This is a genomic window from Streptomyces sp. M-16, assembly GCF_052114405.1.
Lineage (GTDB): Bacteria > Actinomycetota > Actinomycetes > Streptomycetales > Streptomycetaceae > Streptomyces.
In genome coordinates, this window is record NZ_JBFRER010000026.1 from 20,626 (window position 1) to 46,805 (window position 26,180).

Annotated in this window: 18 protein-coding genes; 8 read left to right on the plus strand and 10 right to left on the minus strand. The window is 71.4% G+C overall.

Going from position 1 to position 26,180, the window contains the following annotated elements:
* Positions 1-53 precede the first annotated feature (53 nt).
* The 3 genes from AB4039_RS14375 (at position 54) to AB4039_RS14385 (ending at position 5,711) form a co-directional block, all read left to right on the plus strand.
* The gene (locus tag AB4039_RS14375) at positions 54-593 is read left to right on the plus strand and encodes an RNA 2'-phosphotransferase (RefSeq protein ID WP_266840402.1); all 540 of its coding nucleotides are present in this window, start codon (positions 54-56) and stop codon (positions 591-593) included.
* Between the two features lie 142 nt (positions 594-735).
* Positions 736-2,655 (plus strand): HSP90 family protein, encoded by a 1,920-nt coding sequence (locus AB4039_RS14380; protein WP_442270878.1) that lies wholly within the window; start codon positions 736-738, stop codon positions 2,653-2,655.
* A complete protein-coding gene (locus tag AB4039_RS14385) occupies positions 2,652-5,711 on the plus strand; it encodes a tetratricopeptide repeat protein (protein WP_442270879.1) in 3,060 nt (1,019 codons plus the stop codon). Before AB4039_RS14380 ends, AB4039_RS14385 begins: the two co-directional genes overlap by 4 nt.
* 61 nt (positions 5,712-5,772) lie before the next feature.
* On the opposite strand, the gene AB4039_RS14390 is transcribed toward AB4039_RS14385, so the two are convergent.
* Positions 5,773-6,675, minus strand: coding sequence for an LLM class flavin-dependent oxidoreductase (locus tag AB4039_RS14390; RefSeq protein WP_266840397.1), 903 nt, complete (start codon positions 6,673-6,675; stop codon positions 5,773-5,775).
* Between the two features lie 128 nt (positions 6,676-6,803).
* Between AB4039_RS14390 and AB4039_RS14395 the strand changes: the two genes are divergently transcribed.
* Positions 6,804-7,682, plus strand: coding sequence for a Cof-type HAD-IIB family hydrolase (locus AB4039_RS14395; protein WP_266840395.1), 879 nt, complete (start codon positions 6,804-6,806; stop codon positions 7,680-7,682).
* 49 nt (positions 7,683-7,731) lie between these two features.
* Here AB4039_RS14395 and AB4039_RS14400 read toward each other — a convergent pair whose 3' ends face one another.
* The 4 genes from AB4039_RS14400 to AB4039_RS14415 form a co-directional block, all read right to left on the minus strand.
* Complete coding sequence (locus AB4039_RS14400; RefSeq protein WP_266840393.1) at positions 7,732-9,468, minus strand: GAF domain-containing protein; 1,737 nt, start codon at positions 9,466-9,468, stop codon at positions 7,732-7,734.
* Between the two features lie 24 nt (positions 9,469-9,492).
* Complete coding sequence (cydD, locus tag AB4039_RS14405; RefSeq protein WP_442270880.1) at positions 9,493-13,038, minus strand: thiol reductant ABC exporter subunit CydD; 3,546 nt, start codon at positions 13,036-13,038, stop codon at positions 9,493-9,495.
* Between the two features lie 86 nt (positions 13,039-13,124).
* A complete protein-coding gene (gene cydB, locus AB4039_RS14410; protein WP_266840389.1) occupies positions 13,125-14,126 on the minus strand; it encodes a cytochrome d ubiquinol oxidase subunit II in 1,002 nt (333 codons plus the stop codon).
* A gap of 18 nt (positions 14,127-14,144) precedes the next feature.
* Entirely contained in the window at positions 14,145-15,650 is a 1,506-nt protein-coding gene (locus AB4039_RS14415) for a cytochrome ubiquinol oxidase subunit I (protein WP_266840387.1), read from the minus strand.
* Between the two features lie 190 nt (positions 15,651-15,840).
* On the opposite strand from AB4039_RS14415, the gene AB4039_RS14420 reads away from it, so the two are divergent.
* Positions 15,841-16,209: a cyclophilin-like fold protein gene (locus AB4039_RS14420; protein ID WP_266840385.1), complete on the plus strand. Its 369-nt coding sequence runs from the start codon at positions 15,841-15,843 to the stop codon at positions 16,207-16,209.
* Positions 16,210-16,250: 41 nt separating this feature from the next.
* Here the strand turns inward: AB4039_RS14420 and hisC are convergent, their stop codons facing one another.
* Positions 16,251-17,333: a histidinol-phosphate transaminase gene (gene hisC / locus AB4039_RS14425; protein WP_266840384.1), complete on the minus strand. Its 1,083-nt coding sequence runs from the start codon at positions 17,331-17,333 to the stop codon at positions 16,251-16,253.
* A gap of 362 nt (positions 17,334-17,695) precedes the next feature.
* On the opposite strand from hisC, the gene AB4039_RS14430 reads away from it, so the two are divergent.
* The 3 genes from AB4039_RS14430 (at position 17,696) to AB4039_RS14440 (ending at position 21,244) form a co-directional block, all read left to right on the plus strand.
* Positions 17,696-18,811: a LacI family DNA-binding transcriptional regulator gene (locus AB4039_RS14430; protein WP_266840383.1), complete on the plus strand. Its 1,116-nt coding sequence runs from the start codon at positions 17,696-17,698 to the stop codon at positions 18,809-18,811.
* 215 nt (positions 18,812-19,026) lie between these two features.
* On the plus strand, positions 19,027-20,283 hold the full coding sequence (locus AB4039_RS14435) for a metallophosphoesterase (protein WP_266841767.1): 1,257 nt from the start codon (positions 19,027-19,029) through the stop codon (positions 20,281-20,283).
* 148 nt (positions 20,284-20,431) lie between these two features.
* A complete protein-coding gene (locus tag AB4039_RS14440) occupies positions 20,432-21,244 on the plus strand; it encodes a hypothetical protein (RefSeq protein WP_266840382.1) in 813 nt (270 codons plus the stop codon).
* A gap of 105 nt (positions 21,245-21,349) precedes the next feature.
* Here AB4039_RS14440 and AB4039_RS14445 read toward each other — a convergent pair whose 3' ends face one another.
* The 4 genes from AB4039_RS14445 to thiC all read right to left on the minus strand — a co-directional run bounded on the left by AB4039_RS14445 (position 21,350) and on the right by thiC (position 26,021).
* Entirely contained in the window at positions 21,350-22,399 is a 1,050-nt protein-coding gene (locus tag AB4039_RS14445) for an aldo/keto reductase (RefSeq protein ID WP_266841766.1), read from the minus strand.
* Positions 22,400-22,606: 207 nt separating this feature from the next.
* The gene (locus AB4039_RS14450; RefSeq protein WP_266840380.1) at positions 22,607-23,029 is read right to left on the minus strand and encodes an LppU/SCO3897 family protein; all 423 of its coding nucleotides are present in this window, start codon (positions 23,027-23,029) and stop codon (positions 22,607-22,609) included.
* Between the two features lie 189 nt (positions 23,030-23,218).
* A complete protein-coding gene (locus AB4039_RS14455; protein WP_442270881.1) occupies positions 23,219-23,962 on the minus strand; it encodes a DUF6585 family protein in 744 nt (247 codons plus the stop codon).
* Positions 23,963-24,233: 271 nt separating this feature from the next.
* The gene (gene thiC, locus AB4039_RS14460) at positions 24,234-26,021 is read right to left on the minus strand and encodes a phosphomethylpyrimidine synthase ThiC (RefSeq protein ID WP_442270882.1); all 1,788 of its coding nucleotides are present in this window, start codon (positions 26,019-26,021) and stop codon (positions 24,234-24,236) included.
* Positions 26,022-26,180: the final 159 nt, after the last annotated feature.

The following is a 26,180-nucleotide window of genomic DNA, read 5'->3' on the forward strand; positions in this document are numbered from 1 at the left end:
GGGGCGGCCGAAAATCGCTGCCCACGCCCGTTCCGACGCGGCAAGCTGGGGCCATGGACGACAGACGCACCGTGAAGGTGTCCAAATACGTCTCGAAACACCTGCGGCATCAGCCGGAACGGATCGGACTGGTGCTCGACACCCAGGGGTGGGTGGAGATCGACGATCTTCTGCGCGCCGCCGCGGCCCACGGATTCCGCTTCACCCGGGCCGAACTCGACCACGTGGTCGCCTCCAACGACAAGCAGCGCTTCGCCGTCGACGGCACCCGCATCAGGGCCAGCCAGGGGCACACGGTGGCAGTGGACCTGGGCCTGCCGGAGGCCGAACCGCCCGCACACCTCTACCACGGCACCGTCGCCACGGCCCTGGACGCCATCCGCGCCGAAGGCCTGCGCCCCATGGCCCGCCACCACGTGCACCTGTCACCGGACCGCGAGACGGCGACGCGCGTGGGGGCGCGCCGGGGCCGGCCCGTGGTGCTGACGGTGGACGCCGGCGCGATGCGCGCGGCCGGGCACGTATTCCGCATCAGCGCCAACGGGGTGTGGCTGGCGGACGCCGTACCTCCGGAATTCCTGCGTTTCCGATAGGCCCGGACAAGTAGGAGCGGACGAGCGGGAATTCACGGGAAGACTGTCGGATCATCCCCCTAATCTGTTCTCGTTCCGGGATCAGTGAGGGGGGCACCTCGCGATCACCGACCATCCCTGTGACCACGCGAGGTGACACTCCATGACGTCCGACTCCCTTTCCTCACCGGACCTCCCCGGCGGCACGAAAGCCACCGCGGCGACCGGAGCCACGACCGGGGCCGAGGTCAACAACTTCCAGGTCGACCTGCGCGGCCTGGTCGACCTGCTCTCCCACCACCTCTACTCCAGCCCCCGCGTCTACGTCCGCGAACTCCTGCAGAACGCCGTCGACGCCGTCACCGCCCGCCACGCCCACGAACCCGGCGCCCGGGTCCGCATCAGCCTGTCCGCGTCCGCCGGCCGCGTCACCATCGAGGACTCCGGCATCGGCCTGACCGCCGCCGAGGCCCACTCCCTCCTCGCCACCATCGGCCGCAGCTCCAAGCGCGGCGGCAACGGCACCGACCCCGACATCCGCGGCCTGGAGACCACCCGTCAGGAGTTCCTCGGCCAGTTCGGCATCGGCCTGCTCGCCTGCTTCGTCGTCGCCCGCCAGATCAGGGTCGTCACCCGCTCCGCCCGCGACCCCCTGGCCGCTCCCGTGGAATGGCTGGCCACGGACGACGGCTCGTACACCGTGCGCGAACTGCCCCACGAGGCACGCCCCGAGCCCGGCACCACCGTCCACCTGGAGGCCCGCCCCGGCGCCGAGGAGTGGACCGAACCCGCCAGGGTCGAGCGGCTCGCCCGCGACTACGGATCCCTCCTTCCCTACGAGATCACCTTCGACGACGGACTCGGCGCCCCGCGCCCCGTCACCGACCGGCCCGCCGTGTGGGACCGCGCCTTCCCCACCCCGGCCGCCCGCCGCGTCGCGCTCGCCGGACACTGCGCCGCCCTCTTCGGCTTCACCCCCCTCGACAGCATCGACCTCGACCTGCCGGTCGCCGGGATCCGCGGCGTCGCGTACGTCCTGCCCGAACCGACCAGCCCCGCCCACCGGGCCGGACACCGCGTCCACCTCAAGGGCATGCTGCTGACCGACCAGGCCGACAACCTGCTGCCCGACTGGGCTTTCTTCGTCCGCGTCGTCCTCGACACCGACACCCTGCGCCCCACCGCCTCCCGCGAGAACCTCTACGACGACGAGACCCTGGCCGCCGTACGCGAAGCCCTGGGCGCCCGCGTCCGGGCCTGGCTGGCCGAGCTCGCCGCCGGCGAACCCGACCGGCTGGCAACCTTCCTGAGCGTCCACCACCTCGGCGTGAAGTCGCTGGCCAGGCACGACGCCCAGCTGCTCGCACTGATGCTGCCCTGGCTGCCCTTCGAGACCAGCGACGGCTCGATGAGTCTGGAGGAGTTCGCGGCCGCCCACGCCGACATCCACTTCACCMGCACCGTCGAGGAGTTCCGCCAGATCGCCCCGATCGCGGCGGCCCACGGCCTGGGCGTCATCAACGCCGGCTACACCTACGACGCCGACCTGCTGGCACTGCTGCCCTCCGTACGCCCGGACCTCAAGGTCACCGAGCTCGACGCGGGAGCCGTCACCGAACGCCTCGACCCCGTCGCCACCGAGGTCGAACTGGCCCTCGCCGGCTTCCTGGCCACCGCCCGCACCCGCCTGGAGTCCCAGAGCTGCGACGTGGTGCTGCGCGCCTTCCAGCCCGTGGCCGTCCCCGCCCTCTACCTCGACGACCGCCAGGCCCGCCAGGAACGCGACCGCACGGCCGCGCTCGACAACGCCGATTCCCTGTGGAGCGGCATCCTCGGCTCCCTGCGCGGCTCCGGCCCCCGGGCCCGCCTGGTCCTCAACCACAACAACCCGCTCATCAGGCGCATCGCGGGCCTCCCCGACCCCACCCTGACCGGCACGGCAGTCGAATCCCTCTACGGGCAGGCCCTGCTGATGTCCCAGCGGCCCCTGCGCCCGGCGGACTCCACCCTGCTCAACCGGGCCTTCCTCGGGCTCCTGGAATGGGCGACCCACTCCATCCCGGCCCAGGAGGACGGCAAGTGACCGCCATGACCAACGAAGAGATCCGGCAGGGACTGCAGCAGAACCGCGGCCTGCCCCACGGTGCGGCCCGCAACGCGCAGGCCGAGGCCCTCACCGCGGCCGCCGAGGTCAGCGGGGACCCCGCGCTGTTCCGCCACGCGCTGATCACCCAGATCGACGCCTACGAGTACAGCGCCGAACGCACCCGCATGGTCATCCCGTTCGCCCGCCTCCTCCAGGAGTACGACCGCGACCCCACGGGCTTCGACAGCGGCCACGCCCACGCCCTGTTCTGGCGCTTCAAGTGGGTGGCCGGCCGGATCGTCGAATCCCCCGAGATCCCCATCGAGACGGTCACCCGCTGGCTCGACGACATGGAACGGCGCTACCGGATCGCCGGGTACAGCGAACGCGCCGTGCGCCAGTCCGAGTTCTACCTCGCCCACGCCACCGGCGACCGCGAGCGGGCCGAACGGGCCATCGCCCGGTGGCGTGCCGCCGACCGCGACGCCATGAGCGACTGCCGCGCCTGCGAGACCCACACCCAGGGCTGGTTCTGGGCCGACCGGGGCGAGGACGCGAAGGCGATCGAGGTCTGGGAGCCGGTCCTCGGCGGCGGCCAGACCTGCATGGAGGAGCCGCACCGGGTCCTCGCGCGCTCACTGCTGCCCCTCGTACGGCTCGGCCGCGCCGACGAGGCCCGCTCCCACCACCTGCGGGGATACCGCCTGGCCCGGGGCAAGGAGAGCCTGCTGCGCTCCATCGGCGAGCACATCGAGTTCTGCGCCCTGACCGGCAACGAGGCCCGCGGGCTGGAGATCCTCTCCGAACACGCCGTCCACCTCGTCCCGCTCGCGGACGTCGACACCCAGATGGAGTTCTTCGGCGGGGCGCTCGTCCTGCTGCGCCGGCTGAACCGGCTCGGGCACGGCGCGGACCTGTCCGTCCCCTACGAGGGCACCCCGCGCACCGTCGACGAGCTGTACGGGATCCTCCACGGCCAGGCCCTGGCGATCGCCGCCCGCTTCGACGCCCGCAACGGCAGCAGCCGGGTCTCGGACGAGCTGCGCGAACGGATCGGGCGGGAACCGCTGCTCGACGTCCTCCCGCTGGGGGTGCGCAGCGCCGGACTGCCCCGGGCCGTGCCGGTGACCCCCGCGCCGCCCGCGGCCCCGGCCCGGCCGGAGGCCCCCGGGGCCGGCCTCGACGCCCTCGTGGAGCAGGCCCGCACCGCTCGCGACTCGGGTCACCCGGGGGCGGACGCCCTGTGGACGGAGGTGGCCGTACGGGTCTGCGCCCTGCCCGCCTCGGAGGCGGACCCGCTCGTCACCGCCGACGTGGCCGACCAGCAGGCCCTGGCCGCCGCGCGGGCCGGCGCGAAGGACGCGCCGCAGCTGCTGGCGGACGTCCGCGACCGGTACCGGGCGCTGGGACTGGCGGAGCGCGTGGCCCTCACCGAGCTCCGGCTGGCGACCGCCGCCGCCCAGTCCGGGGAGGAGCCGGGACGGGTCCGGGAACTGCTGGCGACCGCCCTGCGCGCCGCCGAGGCACTGGATGCGGACGAACCGCTGCGGACCCGGCGGATCGCGCTCGCGGAGCTGTCCTCGATGCGCGTGGAGTCGTACCTGCGCACGGTCGAGGCCACGCGCACGCAGGACCACGACCACGACCACGGGCACGGGGAGGAGCACGGCCACGGGCACGGGGAGGAGCACGGCCACGAGGTGCTGGTGGCCGAACTCGGCGCGTTCGTCGCCGCCTACGGCCCGGACCTCGCGGACCTGACCGCCGAGGCCGAGGAGATGCTGGGCCGGCTGGCACTCTCCGGGGGCGACACCGACCGGGCCCTGCCCCTGCTCGCCTCCGCCGCGGCCCGGGTGGTCGAGGCCGACCGTCCGTGGGAGGCCGTGGACCCGCTCGTGCTGCGGGCCGGGGTACTGGTGTCCCTGGAGCGGACCGAGGAGGCCGAGGAGGCGGCGCGGTCCGCCCTGGAGCACGCCGCCGAGGTCGTCGACGCCGAGCAGCAGGGCATCGTACGGATCACCCTCGCGGACGTGCTGCTGCGCCGGGGCTCGGCGGCGGAGGCCGCCGAGCACGCCCTCACGGCGGCGCACTGGTTCGACCAGGCCGGCCTGACCTCCGAGGGCGGCGCCCAGGCCCGGCTGCTGCTGGCACGGGCCTACGCCGGTGAGGGCCGGACCGCCGACGCGGCGGAGGTGCTCCAGTCCACGCTGGCCGACCTGCTCCAGCACGGTGAGGGCCAGGCCGTCTCGGCGCGGGACTTCCTGGGCAACCTGCTGCGGGAGCTGCGCGATGCGCGGGGCGCCGCGGAGCAGTTCCTGCTGGCGGCGGAGCTGGTGCAGGGGTGGGAGGACCCGCGTCCGCAGGCGGGCTTCGCCCAGGCGGCCGCCGACTGCCTCTCCGACGCCGGTCTGGCCGAGGAGGCCGTCGCCGCCTACGAGCGCGCCCTGGAACTGCGCCGACTGACCGGGGATGCCGTCGTCTCCGAGGCCCGGATCCTGCGTTCGCTGGCCTGGCTGGGGCTGCGCGAGGCTGTCACGGACGTGACGACGGCCGCCGCCCGGACCCGGATGGACGAGGCGGCCGGGGTCCTGGAGGGCGCCCTGGCCCTGGACCCGGAGGATCCGGAGCTGCGGTCCGAGCTGGCCCAGACCTGGCACCAGCTGGCACAGGTGCTGGACCGGCGGGTCAGTGCCGAACTCCCCGACGAGGACGAAGACGGGGACGAGGACAGCCGGGACGGCCGGGACGGAAGCGGCGGCTCCCCGGCCCGGGGCACGCTGGGCGCGGCGGGCATCGAGGCGCTGCGGCTGGAGGAGGTCGGGCTCTGGGAGCGGGCGGCCGCGCTCTACTCCGCGCTCGGGTCCGCGTACCTCCAGGAACGCTTCCAGTGCCTGAACAACGCCGCCTGGACGGATCAGGAGCTGGGACGGCCGGCGGCGGGCGCCGCCCGGATCGCCGCGCTGATCGAGGAGGTCGGGGCGTTGCCCGAGGGAACCGCTCCGGAGTGGCTGCTGCCGCAGGCGGAGCGGGTCGTCACACACCTGACGGCCTAGGACACGACCGGCCCGGCCGGGCCCGCCACGCGGCGCGTCCCGGCCGGTCCGCCGGCTCTCGTCAGGCGTCGAGCTGGGCGAGCGCCTCGGTGGCGATCCGCTCGAAGACGGCCTCGTCGGCCGCGAAGTCGGAGTCCGGGATCGGGGCGTGGATGACGATCTCGGTGAAGCCCAGCTCGCGATGACGGCCCGCGAAGTCGACGAACGCGTCCACCGACTCCAGCATGGTGCCGCGCTCCGGCGTGAAGCCGGTCAGCAGGACCTTCTCGATGGTGTCGGACTCGCGCCCGATCTCCGCCAGGGCCTTCTCCAGCTTGCCCACCTGGCCGCGCAGGGCCTCCAGCGACTGGTCGGGCGTCCCCTCGAAGACCTTCGGGTCACCGGCTGTCACCCAGGCCTGACCGTGGCTCGCGGCGAGCTTCACCCCGCGCGGGCCGGTCGCGGCCACGGCGAACGGCAGCCGCGGACGCTGCACGCAGCCGGGGATGCCGCGGGCCTCCACGGCCGAGTAGAAGGTGCCGTGGTGGGTCAGGGCGCTCTCGGTCAGCAGCCGGTCGAGCAGCGGCACGAATTCGGCGAAGCGGTCCGCCCGCTCGCGCGGGCTCCACTCCTCCTGGCCCAGCGCCAACGCGTCGAAGCCGTTGCCGCCCGCGCCGATGCCGAGGGTGATGCGCCCGCCGGAGACGTCGTCCAGCGTCATCAGGTCCTTGGCCAGGGTCACCGGGTGCCGGAAGTTCGGCGAGGTCACCAGCGTGCCCAGCCGGAGCCGGTCGGTGACGGCGGCGGCAGCGGTCAGGGTGGGCACGGCCGCGTACCAGGGGCCGTCGCGGAAGGTCCGCCAGGTCAGGTGGTCATAGGTGTAGGCGGTGTGGAACCCGAGCCGCTCGGCCCGCTCCCACTGGTCACGCCCGCCCTCGTGCCAAGGACGGACCGGGAGGATGACAGTGCTCAGACGCAGACTCATGCGTTCGAGCCTACGGGCGCCTCCGCACCAACCGCACATTCCGCACCGCGCGCCCCGCCACTCCAGGTCCCCGTCGCCGTGTTTCACGTGAAACATCTGCGCACCGTCTGGCCTGGGCGCCGGGGACCATGGGCGAAGATGGAGCGGTGACCTCGGCTCCCCAGCGCCCGGACGGGCCAACCTCCGTGACCCGGCTCATCGCCACCGACCTCGACGGAACCCTGCTGCGCGACGACAAATCCGTCTCGCACCGCACCGTCGCCGCGCTCGCCGCCGCCGAGGAGGCCGGGATCGAGGTCTTCTTCGTCACCGGCCGCCCGGCCCGCTGGATGGACGTGGTCAGCGATCACGTCCAGGGCCATGGCCTGGCGATCTGCGCGAACGGCGCCGCCGTCGTCGACCTCCACGCCGACCGAGAGTTCGTGCAGGTCAGGGAGCTGCCCCGGGCCACCGCACTGACGGTCGTACAAACCCTGCGGAAGGCCGCCCCCGGTACCTCCTTCGCGGTCGAGCGGACCACCGGCATCAACTACGAACCGGCCTATCCGCCGTTCTTCGAGAGCCCTGGCGCCACGGTCGCCACCGCCGAGAAGCTGCTGCACGAGGAGCCCGAGGACACGGCAGCACCCGTGCTGAAGCTGCTCGCCCACCACGCCGAACTGGCACCGGACGAGTTCCTCGCCCTGGCCCGCTCAGCCGCCGGCGCCTACGCCTCGATCACCCGCTCCAGCCCGACCGCCCTGCTGGAGATCAGCGGGCTCGGCGTGTCCAAGGCCAGCACCCTGGCCCGGTGCTGCGCCGAGCGCGGTATCTCGCCCGCCGAGGTGGTCGCGTTCGGAGACATGCCGAACGACGTGGAGATGCTCCGCTGGGCGGGCACCTCGTACGCGATGGGCAACGCCCACCCGGACGTGATCGCGGCCGCGTCGGGCCGTACGGTCGCCAACAACGAGGACGGGGTCGCCGTCGTCATCGAGCGCATCCTCGCCGAACGCTCCGCGGGCTGACCGGGCAGGGCCTGGAGTCGCGGGCCGGGCGCCACTTCGACGGCACGGCCTAGAGCGGGGCCTCCCACACCAGGGTCGTCCCGCCGCCGTCCTCGCCGATGCCGGGCCCGTAGAAGCTGGTGCCGCCCAGCGACTCGGCCCTGCGGCGCAGGTTGCGCAGGCCGCTGCGCCGGCCGCCCTCCGCGATGCCCACCCCGTCGTCCGCGACCTCCAGCCGCACTCCGGGCCGGCCGTCGTCCAGGGTGACGGTGGAATCGAGCACCACCTCGATGCGGGAGGCCTCCGCGTGCCGGAAGGCGTTCGACAGGGCCTCGCGCAGGGCCGCGATCAGGTTCTTGCCGACCAGCTCGCCGACGACCGCGTCGATCGGGCCCAGGAAGCGGTGCGCGGGCTTGAAGCCCAGTGGCACGGCGGCCATGTTGATCTCCCTCAGCACCCGGGTGCGCAGCCCGGAGGGGGCCTCCGCCGGGCCCTGCTGGAGCGCGAAGATCGCGGTCCGGATCTCCTGGATCGTCACGTCCAGCTCGTCCACGGCCTTGCCCACTCCGTCACGGACCTCCGGAACGATGGACCGCCGCTGGGCTCCCTCCAGCATCATCCCCGTGGCGAACAGCCGCTGGATGACCAGATCGTGCAGGTCGCGGGCGATCCGGTCGCGGTCCTCGAACACCGCGAGCCGCTCCCGGTCACGCTGTGCCTCGGCCATCATCAGCGCGAGCGCGGCCTGTGAGGCGAACTGCGTGGCCAGGGTCCGTTCGGCCTCGGTGAACGGCCTCTTGCCGCGGGCCCTGGGGGTGACCAGGGCGCCCAGGACCCGGCCACCGCTGTGCAGGGGGAGCATCATGCAGGGCCCGTACTGGCTGGTGAACCGACTGATCGTGCGCGGGTCGCCGGCGGCGTCCTCCACGAACACGGGCTCACCGCGCAGCAGCCTGTCCACCACCGGGCTGTCCGCCGGGATGACCACGCCGAGCGAGGTCGCCGGGTTCTCGGCGGAGACGGCCACGATCTCCATCCCGCCCTCCTCCGTGGGCAGCATCACGATCCCCGCGGCGGAGTCGGCCAGTCGGCGGGCCTGTTCGGCGACCACCGCGAGGGCGTCGTCCGCGTCCCCGCCCGACAGCAGGGCGGTGGTGACGGCCACCGACCCGTCGATCCACCGCTCGCGCTGGGTGGCGGCCTCGTACAGCCTGGCGTTGCCGATGGCGATGCCCGCCTCGGTGGCCAGCACCCGGACCATGTGGACGTCGTAGTCGTTGAACTCGCCGCCGCCGTTCTTCTCGGCGAGGTAGAGGTTGCCGAAGATCTCGCCCTGGACCCGGATGGGCACCCCGAGGAAGGTCTTCATGGGCGGGTGGTGTGCGGGGAACCCGGCCGACCTCGGATCCTTCGTCAGATCGGCGAGGTGCACCGTGTCCGGATGGGAGATCAGCGCACCGAGCAGCCCCCGCCGCCCGTCCGGACGGTTCCCGATCTTCCGCGCCAGCTCGGCGCTGACGCCGTAGGTGACGAAGTCCGAAAGACCGCGGCCCTCGACGTCCACGACGCCGATCGCGGCGTAGCGGGCGTCGGCGAGCTCGGCGGCCGTCTCACAGATGCGGTCGAGCGTGGAGTGCAGTTCGAGCCCGGTACCGACCGAGCGCATGGCTTCCAGGAGTTGGGGGACCCGGGCGGTCAGCTCTGTGGACAGCCCCTGCAGACTGCGGGTGGCCCGGGTGGCGGCCTCCAACGGGTCCGGCGTTCCCCGTGTCGGGTCCGGTGGTTCCTGAGACTCCTGCGCTGACATGCCCTTGAGACTAGTTAGTCCCGTTTAGGAGGGAAAGTCAGCAAGGTGAAACTCGGCCAGCGCCCCGTCCGCCTCCCGTTCCCGGTCCAGGAGCCCGCGCAGCGGGCCCTCGACCGCCGCCAGCTCGGCGTAGGCACCCCGCTGGACGACCGTTCCCCGGTCGAGGACGAGCACCTCGTCCACCGCCTCCAGCCCGGCCAGCCGGTGCGTGATCAGCACGGTGGTCCGGCCCTCGGTCGCCGCCAGCAGATCGGACGTCAGGGCGTCTGCGGTCGCCAGGTCCAGGTGTTCGGCCGGCTCGTCCAGGACCAGCACCGGGAAGTCCGCGAGCAGCGCCCGCGCCAGTGCGAGCCGTTGGCGCTGTCCGCCGGAGATCCGCTCCCCGTGCTCGCCGACCAGGGTGTCCAGCCCGTCCGGCAGCCCGTCCGCCCACTCCAGCAGCCGGGCCGCGGCGAGGGCCCCGCGCAGTTCCTCCTCGCTCGCCCCGGTCCGGGCCAGACGCAGGTTCTCGCGGACCGAGCTGTCGAAGAGGTGCGCGTCCTGGGCGCACAGGCCCACGAAGCGGCGCACGTCGTCGCCGTCCAGGGTGCGCGCGTCGACACCGCCCAGGGTGTACCCGCCTTCGCGCTGGTCCAGGAACCGCAGCAGGACCTGGGCGAGGGTGGTCTTGCCCGAGCCCGAAGGCCCGACGACCGCGATGCGCCGCCCCGCTTCCAGGGCCAGGTCCAGCCCGTGCAGCGCGTCCCGCTCCTGGCCCGGGTGGCGGGCGGCCAGTCCGGTCAGCCGCAGCGGGAAGGGCGAGGCCGCCGGCTCGGCCGGCTCCGCCGGCTCGGTGACCGGCACGGGCGCGTCGATGACCTCGTAGACCCGCTCCGCGCTACGGCGCACCCGCTGGCGGTACTGGACCGCCAGCGGCAGCCCGCTGACCGCCTCGAAGGCGGCGAGCGGGGTGAGCACCACCACCGCCATGGCCACTGCGGACAGCCGTCCGGAGGCGACGGCCCCCGCACCCGCGAGCGCCGCGCACACCACCGTGAGCCCGCACACCAGCGCCGACAGCCCGCTGCCGAGTCCGGTGGCGGCGGCCCCGCGCGAGGCGATCCGGGTCAGCACGCCGTCGCTCTCCCGCGCCCGGCCCTTCCGGTCGGCCAGGGCTCCGGCGACGGTGAGCTCGGCGGTCCCGGTCAGCAGGTCGGCCACCCGGGTGGCGAGCTCGCCCCGCGCGGGTGCCAGTCGCCGCTCCGCGGCCCGCGAGCAGGCCCCGCTGACCAGCGGCACCACGACGCCGGCCAGCAGCAGTCCCATCGCGAGCACGGCCCCGGCCTCGGGCAGCAGCCAGGCGGTGAACGCCACCGACCCGGTGCCGACCAGTACCGCGGTGCCGACCGGCAGCAGCCAGCGCAGCCAGTAGTCCTGGAGGGCGTCGGCGTCCGCGACCAGCCGTGACAGCAGGTCCCCACGCCTCTGCTCCCGCAGTCCGGCGGGCGCGATCCGCTCCAGGCGGCGGTACACCGCGACCCGCAGATCCGCGAGCATCCGCAGCACGGCGTCGTGCGACACGAGCCGCTCGGCGTAGCGGAAGACGGCCCGCCCGATACCGAAGGCACGCGTCGCCGTGACGGCCACCATCAGGTACATCACCGGCGGCTGCTGCGAGGCCCGGGAGATCAGCCACCCCGACACGGCCATCAGGCCGACGCTGCAACCGACGGCCAGCGCACCCAGCAGCAGCCCGCGCCGGAAGCGGCCCTGCCACGCCGACGCCACCGCCCGCACCCGGCGCAGCGGGTCACCGCCGCCGGAGTCGCCGCCCCCGGCGACCGCGTCCGCCTCGGGCGCCGCACCCAGGATCCACTCCCCGGGATCGGCCGCCGCCGGACCCCGCGGGGCGCTCACGACAGCCGGGACCCGGTCCGCGGGCAGGACCGGAGTCCCCTCGCCGACCCGCACCACCCGGTCGGCCACGGCCAGCAGCGCCGGCCGGTGCACCACCAGCAGCACGGTCCGCCCGACCGCGAGACGGCGTACGGCCTCCACCACGGCGGCCTCGGTCCCCCCGTCCAGGGCGGCCGTCGGTTCGTCCAGCAACAGCACCGGCCGGTCCGCGAGGAACGCCCGGGCCAGGGACAGTCGCTGGCGCTGGCCGGCGGACAGGCCCACCCCGCCCTCACCGAGCGGAGTCCGCGTCCCGCCCGGCAGGGCCGACACGAACTCCCATGCCCCGGCGTCGCGCAGCGCGGCCTCCACGGCCTCGTCAGGAGCCCCGGGGCGTGCCAGCCGTACGTTCTCGGCGATCGTCCCCGCGAACAGGTGCGGGCGCTGCGGCACCCAGGCCAGCCGCTCCCGCCACTGCTCCAGGGAGAGCGCGCCCAGGTCCGCGTCCCCGATCCGGACCCGCCCGCCGGTCGGCGTCACGAAGCCCAGCAGCACGTGGAGCAGGGTGGACTTGCCCGCCCCGCTGGGCCCGGTGAGGGCCACGCATTCGCCCGGCGCGACGGCGAACGACACCGGTCCGGGCGAGCTCGCGCTCCGCCCGTCGTAGCGGACCTCGACCGCGTCGAACTCGATCCGCAGCCCGTCGGCGGGCACCGGCGCCCCGCCGCCCGACGCGGGGGCGGGGGTCTCCAGCACCTCGAAGATCTGCTCCGCGGCGGCCAGTCCCTCGGCGGCCGCGTGGTACTGCGCCCCCACCTGCCGCAGCGGCAGGTAGGCCTCCGGCGCCAGGATCAGGATCACCAGGCCGGTGTACAGGTCGAGATCCCCGTGCACGAGCCGCATGCCGATGGTGACCGCGACCAGTGCGACCGAAAGGGTGGCGAGCAGCTCCAGCGCGAACGAGGAGAGGAAGGCGATGCGCAGCGTGCGCATCGTGGCCCGGCGGTAGTCGTCGGTGATCGAGCGGATCGACTCGGCCTGCGCCTTGGCCCGGCCGAAGACCTTGAGCGTCGGGAGCCCCGACACGACGTCCAGGAAGTGCCCCGAGAGCCGGGACAGCAGCCGCCACTGGCGGTCCATCCGGCTCTGGGTGGCCATACCGATCAAAATCATGAAGAGCGGGATCAGCGGCAGGGTGACCACGATGATGGCCGCCGACACCCAGTCCTCGGTGACGATCCGGGCGAGGACCGCCACCGGGACCACCACCGCGAGCCCCAGTTGGGGCAGGTAGCGGGAGAAGTAGTCGTCGAGCGCGTCCACGCCCCGGGTGGCCAGCGCCACCAGCGAACCGGTGCGGTGACCGTCGAGCCGTCCCGGCCCGAGGTCCGCGGCCCGTTCCAGCAGCCGGCCCCGCAGCTCCGACTTGACCGCCGCACTGGCCCGGTGCGCGGCGAGCTCCGTGAGCCAGGCGACCAGCCCGCGCCCCAGCGCCACCGCCGCGAGCAGCAGCAGGGGCGTTCGCAGCGCCGCACCGTCGAGCCCCTTCTCGAAGGCGCCGACCACGATCTCGGCGATGAGCATGGCCTGACCGACCACCAGCCCGGCCCCGGCGAGCCCCAGGGCGACCACCGCCCCGAGGAAGAGGCGGGTGGAGCGGGCGTACCGCAGCAGGCGCGGGTCGATCGGTTTCACGTGAAACATCCCCTCGGCAGGGTCAGGCAGGAACCGGTCCCCGGGCCGTCCGTCGGATACGGGCGCCCCGGGGACCGGGCGCGGGGTCAGTGCGCGTCGGCGATGTGCTGCGTACCGATGCGCTTGCGGAACACCCAGTAGGTCCAGCCCTGGTAGAGCATGACGAGCGGGGTGGCGACGCCCGCGCACCAGGTCATGATCTTCAGCGTGTACGGGGTGGACGAGGCGTTGGTGACCGTGAGGCTCCAGGCGTCGTTCAGCGAGGACGGCATGACGTTCGGGAACAGCGTCAGGAAGAGCATCGCGACGGCCGCCGCGATGGTGATCCCCGACAGGGCGAACGACCATCCCTCCCGGCCGGCCAGGTTGCAGCCGAGGGCCGCGACCAGCGCCACCACGGCGACGGCCATGGCGATCAGGCTCCAGCCGTCACCGCGCGAGACCTGGGTCCAGATCAGGAAGACGAGGGCCAGCACGGCCGTCACCACACCCAGCCGGGTCGCCAGCGCGCGCGAGCGGTCCCGGATGTCCCCGAGGGTCTTCAGCGAGGCGAAGACCGCTCCGTGGAAGGTGAAGAGGGTGAGGGTGACCAGGCCGCCGAGGATCGAGTAGACGTTGAGCAGGTCGAAGAGGCTGCCGACGTACTCCATGTCCTGGTCGATCTTCACTCCGCGAACGATGTTGGCGAAGGCCACGCCCCACAGGAACGCGGGGATCAGCGAGGTCCAGAAGATCGCGTGTTCCCAGTTGGTCTGCCACCTTTCCTCGGGCCGCTTGTGGCGGTACTCGAAGGAGACGCCCCGGATGATGAGGCAGATCAGGATGAGCAGGAGGGGCAGGTAGAAGCCGGAGAAGAGGGTGGCGTACCACTCCGGGAAGGCGGCGAACGTGGCGCCGCCCGCCGTGAGCAGCCAGACCTCGTTGCCGTCCCAGACGGGTCCGATCGTGTTGATCAGGACCCGCCGCTCCTTGCGGTCGCGGGCGAGCAGCTTGGTCAGGACACCGATTCCGAAGTCGAAGCCCTCCAGGAAGAAGTAGCCGGTCCACAGGACGGCGATCAGTACGAACCAGACGTCGTGAAGTTCCATGGTGTGGTCTCCTCAGCCTCAGTACGAGAAGGCCATCGGCCGGTCGGGATTCTTGTGGTCCCCGCCGATCCTGGTGGGCGGGTTGAGGTCGTCCTCGGTGAGTTCCGGGGGACCGGCCTTGACGTACTTCACGAGGAGCCTGACCTCGATCACCGCGAGCACGGCGTAGAGCAGGGTGAAGCCGATCATCGAGGTGAGCACCTCGCCCTGGGACACGCCCGGCGAGACCGCGTCCCGGGTGCGCAGGACGCCGTAGACCACCCAGGGCTGGCGGCCCATCTCGGTGAAGATCCAGCCCCAGGAGTTGGCGATGAGCGGGAAGCACATGGTCCAGAGCGCGACGAGCCAGTACATCCGGGCCCACCGGGGGCTGAGCGCCTTCTTGAAGAGGACGAGATGGGGGACCTCGTCCTCAGCGGTGCGCAGGGCCGGCGGCAGCAGGAAGCGCTTGCGGGTCAGCCACAGCCCCAGCATGCCGATCCCGAGGGAGGCCATGCCGAAGCCGATCATCCAGCGGAATCCCCAGTAGGCGACCGGGATGTTGGGCCGGTAGTCGCCGGGGCCGAACTTCTCCTGCTCGGCCTTGTTGACGTCGTTGATGCCGGGGACGAAGGAGGTGAAGTCGTCGTTGGCGAGGAAGGAGAGCAGACCCGGGATTTCGATGGCCACCTTGTTGTGGCCCTTCTCGACGTCGCCGTAGGCGAAGACGGAGAAGGGGGCGGGCGCCTCGCCGTCCCAGAGGGCCTCGGCCGCGGCCATCTTCATGGGCTGCTGCTTGAACATGACCTTGCCGAGCAGGTCGCCGCTGATGGCAGTGCCGAGACCCGCGATGATCATGACTACCAGGCCGAGCCGCAGCGAGCTGCGCATCACGGGGATGTGCTTCTTGCGCGCGAGGTGGAAGGCGGCGATGCCGACCATGAACGCGCCACCGACCAGGAAGGCGGCCGTGATGGTGTGGAAGAACTGGGTGAGCGCGGTGTTCTGGGTGAGGACCTGCCAGAAGTCCGTGAGCTCCGCCCGGCCCCGCTCCTCGTTGATGCGGTACCCGACCGGGTGCTGCATCCAGGAATTGGCCGCCAGGATGAAGTAGGCGGACAGGACCGTGCCGATGGAGACCATCCAGATGCAGGCCAGGTGGATCTTCTTCGGCAGCTTGTCCCAGCCGAAGATCCACAAGCCGATGAAGGTCGACTCGAAGAAGAAGGCGATCAGCGCCTCGAAGGCCAGCGGCGCGCCGAAGATGTCGCCGACGAATCGCGAGTAGTCGGACCAGTTCATGCCGAACTGGAACTCCTGGACGATGCCGGTGACGACACCCATCGCGATATTGATCAAGAAAAGCTTGCCCCAGAACTTCGTGGCCCTGAGGTACTTCTCCTTCTCCGTGCGCACCCAGGCGGTCTGCAGGCCGGCGGTCAGCGCGGCCAGCGAGATCGTGAGCGGAACGAAGAGGAAGTGGTAGACGGTGGTGATGCCGAACTGCCAGCGCGCCAATGTCTCAGGCGCCAAAGCTAGGTCCACGTCGTCTTCTCCTTGTCGTCGCCGTGGTCACAGCGGGCAGTCTGCCTGGCGGGTTCCTCCCCATAACAGGAGGAAGCAGGACACGCTTGTGAACGCGTTCACATTCACAAGCATTATGGCGCACCCGTTTCGACGGCTTTCAGCCGGGGTCCCCTCTAGCCAGAGAATTCAACAGATTGTTGAATGTGCCATGCAGATTCGAATCTCATGGCCTGCGGGCCTGCTCACCGCCACCCTCGACGACACCCCGACCAGCAAGGCGCTGGCCTCGGCCCTCCCGATCTCCGCCTCCGCGAACACCTGGGGCGAGGAGGTCTACTTCGACACCGGGGTCTCCGTGGCCCTGGAGGACGACGCCCGGCAGGTCGTCGAGCCCGGCACGGTCGCGTTCTGGACCGAGGGCGACGCACTCGCGCTCCCCTACGGCCCCACGCCCATATCGCGCGGAGGCGAGAGCCGCCTGGCGAGCCCCTGCAACGTGCTCGGCTCGTTCGACGGCGACCCCCGCCTCCTTGCCACCATCCGCGACGGCGACCCCATCCGCGTGGAACTGGTCTGAGGACCCCGGCTCCCCGCGGTCCCCCACCGCTCCTGCCTTCCCTACAGCTCCTTGAAGAACGCCGCCGCCGTGTGCAGGAAGAGGTCGTTCGCCTCGGTCTCACCGATCGTGACCCGCAGGCCCTCGCCCGCGAAGGGCCGGACCACCACACCGGCCTTCTCGCAGGCCGCCGCGAACTCGGCCGTCCGCTCTCCCAGCCGCATCCACACGAAGTTGGCCTGCGTGTCCGGGACGACCGTCCAGCCCTGGGCCAGCAGCGTGGCGTGAACCCGCGCACGCTCGCCCACCAGAGCCCCGACCCGGCCCATCAGCTCGTCCTCCGCCCGCAGCGAGGCCACGGCCGCGTCCTGCGCGAGCTGGCTCACGCCGAAGGGCACCGCCGTCTTGCGCAGCGCGGCGGCCACCGGCTCGTGCGCCACCGCGAAGCCGACGCGCAGCCCGGCGAGGCCGTACGCCTTGGAGAAGGTGCGCAGCACGGCGACGTTGGGGCGGTTGCGGTAGAGCTCGATGCCGTCCGGAACATCGATGTCGCGCACGAACTCGCGGTACGCCTCGTCCAGCACGACCAGGATGTCCGAGGGAACCCGGTCCAGGAACCGCTCCAGCTCGGCACGGCGCACCGCGGTACCGGTGGGGTTGTTGGGGTTGCAGACGAAAATCAGCCGGGTCCGGTCGGTGATCGCCGCGGCCATCGCGTCCAGGTCGTGCACGTCGCCGTCGGTCAGCGGGACCTGTACGGACGTCGCGCCCGAGATCTGCGTGATGATCGGGTACGCCTCGAAGGACCGCCAGGCGTAGATGACCTCGTCGCCCGGGCCGGCCGTCGACTGGATCAGCGACTGGGCCACGCCCACGGAGCCGGTGCCCGTGGCGATGTGCTCGACCGGCACCCCGAAGCGCTCCGCCAGCTCGTTCACCAGACCGGTGCACGCCATGTCGGGGTAGCGGTTGAACCGGCCCGCCGCGGCGACCGCGCTCTCCAGCACCCCCGGCAGCGGCGGGTACGGGTTCTCGTTCGAGGACAGCTTGAACGCGACGGCCCCGCCCCCGGCCGCGGGCTTGCCGGGCTTGTAGGTGGGAATGCCGTCCAGCTCGGCGCGCAGCTTCGGGCTCTTCTCGCTCACCGCAGGTCCTCCTCGACCGTCCCGCCGACCTCTCCGTCGACTCAATACTGCTCACCTTATGAGGATTCCGCCGATCCGAGAATGGCGGGCGCCAGGAACACTGGGGGAGCGCGCGCATATATGCGCGCGCCGGTGGCCCGCGCCGTGGCGCGCGTCCCTCGTGCAGGTGAGTTGAGAGCGGCCAGAAGCGGCTCCGTTTTGGCATGCTCCTACCCACCGACAAGCCTCACCATCACCCTCAGCCACCAAATACCTTCAATTCCAAGGTCATTGAGGGTGGCGAACCATGCAGAAACGTGCCTGTCAACGCGTGCATATGCACCCGGACCGCCCACCCCTCAGAGCCCTAATATCGGCTCGCCATGACAGCAGCAGGGAAGCATCAGGTGAGCCGGACCGAGAGCACCCGGCGGGTCGGCGGCCGACAGGGCCGGGCCGGCATTCGAGACGTGGCCGCCGCGGCGGGCGTCTCCATCACAACCGTCTCCGACGCGCTCAATGGCAAAGGGCGGCTGCCGGACGCCACCCGCCGCCACGTCCGCGAGGTCGCCGACCGGCTGGGCTACCGCCCTTCCGCGGCGGCCCGAACCCTCCGTACCGGCAAGTCCGGCCTCATCGGCCTGACCGTGACCACGTACGGGGATGAACCTTTCACCTTCACCGAATTCGCGTACTTCGCCGAGATGGCACGGGCCGCCACCTCCGCCGCGCTGGCCCGTGGCTACGCCCTCGTCATCCTCCCCGCCACCTCACGACACGACGTCTGGTCCAACGTGGCCCTCGACGGCACCGTCGTGATCGACCCCTCCGACCACGACCCGGTCGTCAGCGAGCTGGTCCGCCAGGGCCTTCCCGTGGTCTCCGACGGCCGCCCGGCAGGCACCCTCCCCGTCACCGCCTGGGTCGACAACGACCACGAGGCCGCCGTCCTGGGCCTGCTCGACCACCTCGCCGCCGCCGGCGCCCGCCGCATCGGGCTGCTGACCGGCACCACCACCGACACCTACACCCGGCTCTCCACGACCGCCTACCTGAACTGGTGCGAACGTGTCGGCCAGGATCCCGTCTACGAGTCCTACCCCGCCCACGACCCGTGCGCCGGCGCCGTAGCCGCCGACCGCCTGCTCGCCCGGCCCGACCGGCCGGACGCCGTCTACGGGCTGTTCGACCCCAACGGCACCGACCTGCTCGCCGCCGCCCGGCGCTACGGCCTGCGCGTGCCCGAGGACCTGCTCCTCGTGTGCTGCAGCGAGTCGACCGTCTACGCCAACACCGAACCGCCCATCACGACCCTCTCCCTCAAACCCCGCCGGATCGGCACCGCCGTCGTACAGCTGCTGATCGACGCGATCGAGGGGGTCGACACCGGACGCCCCGTGGAACAGGTCGTCCCGACCGAGCTGATCATCCGCACCTCCTCGCAGCGCAGGACACCCCGGACCACCATCAGCCCACCCCGCTCGCCGGCCCAGGACTGACCGCCACACCCACCCCAATGGCGGGGCCGACGGCCCCGCCAAGGATTCAGCAACACCCATATCGGGAGAAAACAGCAGGAAGGATCGGCTCCGGACAGGATTCACCACCCCTGGTGCGTCACAGAGCGCGAGCCGCATTCCTATGATGGGCGCACGACATCACGGACCCTCCGCCCAGGAGGCAGGAGGGTCCGCAGGTGTACGGCAGCGCGACGGTGGTGGAGGGGTCGATGACTCAGGGGGCCGGTCAGGGACCCGCGATGCGGACGGACACGCTGCGGGACTTCCGGGTGCCCGTCTCCGAACCCGCACCGTACGCCGTGTCCGCCGGGCTGCCCGGCGAAAGCCCGGTCTACGGCGAGTACCCCGCGTACTACGCCGAAGCCGCGCCCGCGGGCCCACGGCCGGGGTACCCGCCGGAGCCCGCGGGGCCCCCGGCGGTCGGCCCCGTCGCCTACCCCGAGACGGAGACCGTCCCGCACCAGCGGCCCTCCGCCCACGCGGAGTTCCCCGACACGGACGAAGCGGACGACGGCTACACGCCCACCCGGCGCGACCTGCCCGTCATCGGGCGCGGCGCCGTCTCCGGCGGGCCCGGTGACACCGTCCAGGTCCACTACGTCCCCCAGGACGCCCCGGCCGCCGGTCCCGGCCCCCTGTACGTGGTCGGCGACGTGCACGGCTACCTCGACGAGCTCGTCACGGAACTCCAGGCCCAGGACCTGATCGACGCCGACCACCACTGGTCCGCCGGGAACGCCCGGCTCTGGTTCCTCGGCGACTTCACCGATCGCGGCCCCGACGGCATCGGCGTCATCGACCTCGTCATGCGGCTGTCCGCCGAGGCCGCCGCCGCCGGCGGCTACTGCAAGGCCCTGATGGGCAATCACGAACTCCTGCTCATCGGCGCCAAGCGGTTCGGCGACACCCCGATCCAGTCCGGCGCGGGCACCGCCACCTTCCAGGCCGCCTGGCTCCTCAACGGCGGCCAGCGCACCGACATGGACCGGCTGGAGGACGTGCACCTGCAGTGGATGTCCCGGCTCGACGCGGCCACCCTGGCGGACGGACACCTGCTGCTGCACTCCGACACCACCGCCTACCTCGACTACGGCAACTCCATCGAGGACGTCAACGACACCATCCACGAGCTGCTCAACCGCCATGACGCGGACATCACGTGGGACCTCTTCAGGAAGTTCACCAAGCGCTTCGCCTTCCGCGACGAGGAGACCGGTCCCGGAGCCGTACGGGAACTCCTCGGCACCTACGGCGGCGGACGCGTCGTCCACGGCCACAGCCCGATCCCCTACCTGCTCGGCGAGGTGGGCACCGAGGACGGCGACGAGCCCCACGGACCGGAGGCCGTCGACGGACCGCACGTGTACGCGGACGGCCTGGCCATCGCGATGGACGGCGGCGTGACCATGGAGGGCAAGCTGCTCGTCGTTCAACTACCTCTGAGCGACTGAGCGTTCTCGGAGCGGGGTAATTCAGCAAAGCCCCTGTCACCGCGTGGCAGGGGCGCTCTACCATCGCTCTATCCGTAGCAGGCTCTCCTCCGTTTGTGCCGGCGCCCGGGTCTACGCGGGCATACCGGCTTGTACGGAGCACAGGGGGATGCACATGACCAGCGCTCCGCACCTGCTGACCGAAGACCGACCCGAGTTCGACCGGCTTCTCGACGAGGCGCTGCGCACCGCGGACGAACGGCCCGAACTCGCCACCCTCGGCGAACGGCTGAACGCCGAACAGTTGCGCACGATGGCGCTGAGCGCCAGTGCGCTGCTCACCGCTGCTGCCGCCGCCGAGTACGACCACTTCGTCAAGGTCCGCGAGGAACTGCGCGAAGGGGCCCTGACCGCCTCCGTGAACAGCATCGAGGACGACACCGGCCAGGAGGACGGGGCCGGCGCGAGCGCCGTGATCGCCGTCCTCGCACCCCTCCTGGCGGGCACCGCCATGCTGATCTTCCTGCTGGTGGGCTACAGCCTGAAGATGATCGACCCCGAACCGGCCTTCGCCAGGACGATGTTGACGGCAGGCTGGCTCTTCGGCGGGCTGACCGTGGCCGCCCTGCTCTTCGCGGTGATCGGGCTTCTCGTCACGGCGATACGCAACAGCTCGACGGAGGTGGCGGCCGAGGAGGCCGTACCGATACCCGACGAGCTCTCCCGGGCCCGCGAGGCGTGGCGCAACGCGCTGCTGGAGCGGGGCATCATGCCGTTCCTGCGCGACGCGCTCGCCGACCCCAGCGCCGGGACCGGCTACCCCGTACCCCGCACGCCGGGGGCCGGGCGCATCCCCAACCTGGGATACACCCGGCCCGACTTCACCAGCCCGGGACCACGCTCACAGGGCCCCCGGCCCGGCTACACCCCGCCGGACTTCACCAGCCCCGACTTCGGCGGACCGGAACACGAGCCGGAGTAGACCGGCTCCGGGGGACCGCACCGGCCTATGTTTCACGTGAAACCACGCGCGAGGCGCCGGGTCCGCGGCGCCCGGCACCGGGCATCCGACGGCGGACGCCCCCGGCTACCCCGCGGCCCGGTCGTGCAGCGCCCGTCGCCGCTGAGAGGCGTCCGTCAGAGCCGGCGCCCGCCAGACACCGTCCGGGTGGTAGAGGTTCACGCCCGGTGCGACGATCTCGTCGATCCGGTCCAGCACCGCGTCGTCGAGCACCAGACCGGCCCCCTTCACCAGGGACTCCATCTGCTCCATGGTCCGCGGGCCGATGATCACCGAGGTGACCGCGGGGTGCGCGACGGGGAAGGCGACCGCCAGCTCCGGCAGGGTGCAGCCGATCCCCTCGGCCAGCGCGACGAGCTGTTCCACGGCCTCCAGCTTGGCGACGTTGACGGGGAGCGCCGGATCGAAGCGCGCAGGGTTCAGCGCCGCCCGCCCCGAGGTCAGGTCGACGGGCCGGCCGAGCCGCTGCTTCCCGCTCAGGAAGCCCGAGGCCAGCGGACTCCACGTCAGCACGCCCATTCCGTAGCGACGGGCGACCGGCAGGACGTCGGCCTCGATGCCCCTCGCCAGGATCGAGTACGGCGGCTGCTCGGTCCGGAAGCGGTGCAGCGCCCGCCGCTCGGCGACGTGATGGGCCTCGACCAGTTCCTCGGCGGGGAAGGTCGAGCACCCGAAGGAGCGGATCTTCCCCGCCGTGACGAGGTCGCCGAGGACGGACAGCGTCTCCTCGACATCGGTCGTGTGGTCCGGGCGGTGCACCTGGTAGAGGTCGATCCAGTCGGTGTCCAGCCTCCGCAGGCTGTCCTCCACGGCCCGGACGATCCAGCGCCGTGAATTGCCGCTGCGGTTGCGTCCCTCTCCCATCTGGAAGTGGACCTTCGTGGCGAGCACGACGTCGTCGCGCCGCCCTTTGAGTGCCTTGCCGACGATCACCTCGGACTCTCCGGCGGAGTACATGTCCGCGGTGTCGACGAAGTTGATGCCCAGGTCGAGCGCGGCATGGATGATCCGCCCGCACTCCCCGTGATCGGGGTTCCCCACGGCCCCGAACATCATCGTTCCGAGGCAGTGCGCACTCACCTCGATGCCGGTCCCGCCCAAATTTCGGTATCGCATGGTCATGCGCCCGCACTCTAGGAGCTGGAGTCCGCTCCAGGGCAAGCCCCCCTGTCTGCTCGGCCGCAGCAGAACGGGCCCGCAGCCCCCCAGGGGGCGCGGGCCCGTCCCGATCGGGCCTTGCCCTCCTCGGACACACGACCCGCTTTCCGGCTACAGGTCCGGATCAACAGCCTTACTGCACAGCAATTCTGACGGGTATGTCGATTACTTCTTCGGCGTCAGGCAGAGCACGAACTTCTCGTCGTCCAACTGCTGTGCGAGCGCGTCGAAACCGTCGCCGCAAGCGTTTATGTCGAAGGTGTTGTCAATGACCTTGGACACCGTGTGCGTGGCCTTGCCGTCACTGCAGCCGACCGTGTCGACCGACGGGTTGTTGGCGCTTCCGGTGACAGTGACGCAATCGCCCGCCTTGGCGTGCACCGGCCCGTTGATCGCTTCGCCGATGGCGACCTTGAGGATCGCCAGAACGATGATCAGCGCGAGCGTGCCGAGCAGCGAGAGCACCTTCTTGCGCTTGCTCTTCTTGGGTGCCGATGCCGCCTCCTGCATGGCCGCGCCATACGCGAAGGGAGTCGCGGCGGGCGCCTCGGGCGACGACGGGACCTGGGGGTTCTGCGGGGTGGTCATGGCGTCCTCTGATGTGCTTGGCGTGGCGGTAGTGCCAGCCGCACCCTACCGACACCCATTTCCCATGTTCCCGACAATCACTGCGATACCAATCCGCGCGTTATTCAGGTGAAATGCAAAGACTCGCTAAACGGGTTGGTGCGGCGCCACCGTGACGCTCCGGCACATCGCCACGGTCGCCTGCTCCCGCTAGCTTCGCGCGCGCAGTTGGTCGACCACGGCCAGGAAGAGGAAGAAGTTGGGGATTTTGCGCACCGGGGTGTTGGACCAGGCCAGCAACTTGCCGGACCGCCCCACGAACACCATGCCGTTCTTGACCTCGACCCGCTCCACCGCGCTCCACGGCAGGCTGCCCCGTTTCGATGTCGCCATCCCGTGGGCGTCCACCACCAGGTCACCGAAACGGAGGGGCTCGCCACGGCTGACCAGATCGAGCGCTCCCGGCAGCTGAGCCCTGGTGATCTCGTGCTGAATGGCCGCTCCCCAGACCTCCGGGTCCGCGTAGAAGCCCGTCAACTCGAGCGTGGAACCGTCCGGCTTGAACAGCGTGTAGAGGTAGCTCGTCCCCACGTACACACCGTTCGCGTAGCGCCTGGTGATGTGCTGGAGCACTGCGGCCGAGTCCCACCGGAACGCGGCCGGACGGTCGCGATCGCTCACGATGAGCCCGTGCTCGAAGCAGTGGATCCGCTTCGCGGCCTGCTTGCTGCTGACATTGGGCGTCCGGAGGAGCAGCCAGATGAACACCAGACCGGGCAGCACGAAGACCAGCAGTCCCAGGAGGCTGAAGAAGACCATCCCGATGATGGCCCACACGCCCGCGCGCTTCGGGAAGAAGGAGGCCCGAAGCTCTCCCAGCCCTTCGGAGGCCGCCAAGGCCAGGACCTCGTCGGGAATCCGGTCCTGGACCGGACGGGACGGTACGCGTTGCACTGGGACCTCATTCATGACGGAAAAGCCGCAGGTCGGCCGGGTGGGCCACCGGATGCTACTGGCAACCGACCGCGACCGACAGGGGCGTCGGAAGCGCCGTCCCGGTTTCGACTTCGACGACGCCGAACCGCGCCGCCGCCTCCACCGGCCGGCCCGGCTCCGCCTCGGCTCGACCGGCCACACCCGAAGGGTGGTCCGCCGGTCCAGGACGGGACGGGCCCGCGACTCCCCCCATGGGTCGCGGGTCCGTCCGTGTCCGGGGCGCCTCGGGTCAGTCCGCCAGGGGGAGGTAGACCCGGTTGCCGGAGGCGGCGAACTCGGCGGACTTCTCCGCCATGCCCGCCTGGATCTCCTCGGCCTTCAGGTCACCGCCGTGCTCGCGGCGGATGTCCTGGGAGATCTTCATCGAACAGAACTTCGGACCGCACATGGAGCAGAAGTGCGCGGTCTTCGCGGGCTCGGCCGGAAGGGTCTCGTCATGGAACTCGCGGGCGGTGTCCGGGTCGAGGGCCAGGTTGAACTGGTCCTCCCAGCGGAACTCGAACCGCGCGTCCGACAGGGCGTCGTCCCATTCCTGGGCGCCCGGGTGGCCCTTGGCCAGGTCGGCGGCGTGAGCGGCGATCTTGTAGGTGATCACGCCGGTCTTCACGTCGTCCCGGTTCGGCAGGCCCAGGTGCTCCTTGGGCGTGACGTAGCAGAGCATCGCGGTGCCCCACCAGGCGATCATCGCGGCGCCGATGCCGGAGGTGATGTGGTCGTACGCGGGCGCGACGTCCGTGGTGAGCGGGCCGAGCGTGTAGAACGGCGCCTCCTCGCAGATCTCCTGCTGGAGGTCGATGTTCTCCTTGATCTTGTGCATCGGGACGTGGCCCGGGCCCTCGATCATGGTCTGCACGTTGTGCCGCTTGGCGATCGTGTTCAGCTCGCCCAGCGTCTTCAGCTCGGCGAACTGCGCCGCGTCGTTGGCGTCCGCGATGGAGCCGGGGCGCAGGCCGTCACCGAGCGAGTAGGTGACGTCGTAGGCCGCGAGGATCTCGCAGAGCTCCTCGAAGTTCGTGTAGAGGAAGTTCTCCTTGTGGTGCGCCAGGCACCACGCGGCCATGATCGAGCCACCGCGCGAGACGATGCCGGTCTTGCGACGGGCGGTCAGCGGCACGTAGGACAGCAGCACGCCGGCGTGGACCGTCATGTAGTCGACGCCCTGCTCGGCCTGCTCGATGACCGTGTCCTTGTAGATCTCCCAGGTCAGGTCCTCGGCACGGCCGTCGACCTTCTCCAGCGCCTGGTAGAGCGGCACGGTCCCGATCGGGACGGGGGAGTTGCGCAGGACCCACTCGCGCGTGGTGTGGATGTTGCGGCCGGTGGAGAGGTCCATGACCGTGTCGGCGCCCCACTTGGTCGCCCAGGTCATCTTGTCGACCTCCTCCTCGATGGAGGAGGTGACCGCGGAATTGCCGATGTTGGCGTTGACCTTCACCAGGAACCGCTTGCCGATGATCATCGGCTCGATCTCCGGGTGGTTCACGTTGGCCGGAAGCACCGCACGACCTGCGGCGATCTCCTCCCGGACGACCTCGGGGGAGACGTTCTCGCGGATCGCGACGTACTCCATCTCCGGGGTGATCTCGCCCCGGCGGGCGTACGCGAGCTGGGTGACGGCCGCGCCGCCACGGCCGCGGCGGGGCTGGCGGGGCCGGCCCGGGAAGACGGCGTCGAGGTTCTTGAGTCCGCCGCGCGGCGAGGTGTGCTTGATGCCGTCGTCCTCGGGGCGCACGGGACGTCCCGCGTACTCCTCGGTGTCGCCGCGGCCGATGATCCAGTTCTCACGCAGGGGCGGCAGGCCCCGGCGCACGTCGGTCTCGATCTGCGGGTCGGTGTACGGCCCGGACGTGTCGTAGAGCGTGACGTCCTTGCCGTTGGTGAGGTGGACCTGGCGGACCGGCACCCGGATGTCCGGGCGGGAGCCCGCCAGGTATCCCTTGTGCCAGCCGGGCTGGCGCTCGGTCTGGCCGTCGGCGTCCTGGCTGACGGCAGGCGTGCGTGCGTCCTGAATGGTCATGAGACCTGATCTCCCTACGCCGGCATTACCCGGTAACAGGTTCGGCGGTCGACGCAGCCTCTTCCCGTACGCATTTTCATGCGCGTACGGTGATCAGCGCCCTCTCAGCCCGGTGCTCCGAGCTCCCGCGTTGTGCAAAGTAGCCCCCACGCTAGCGTC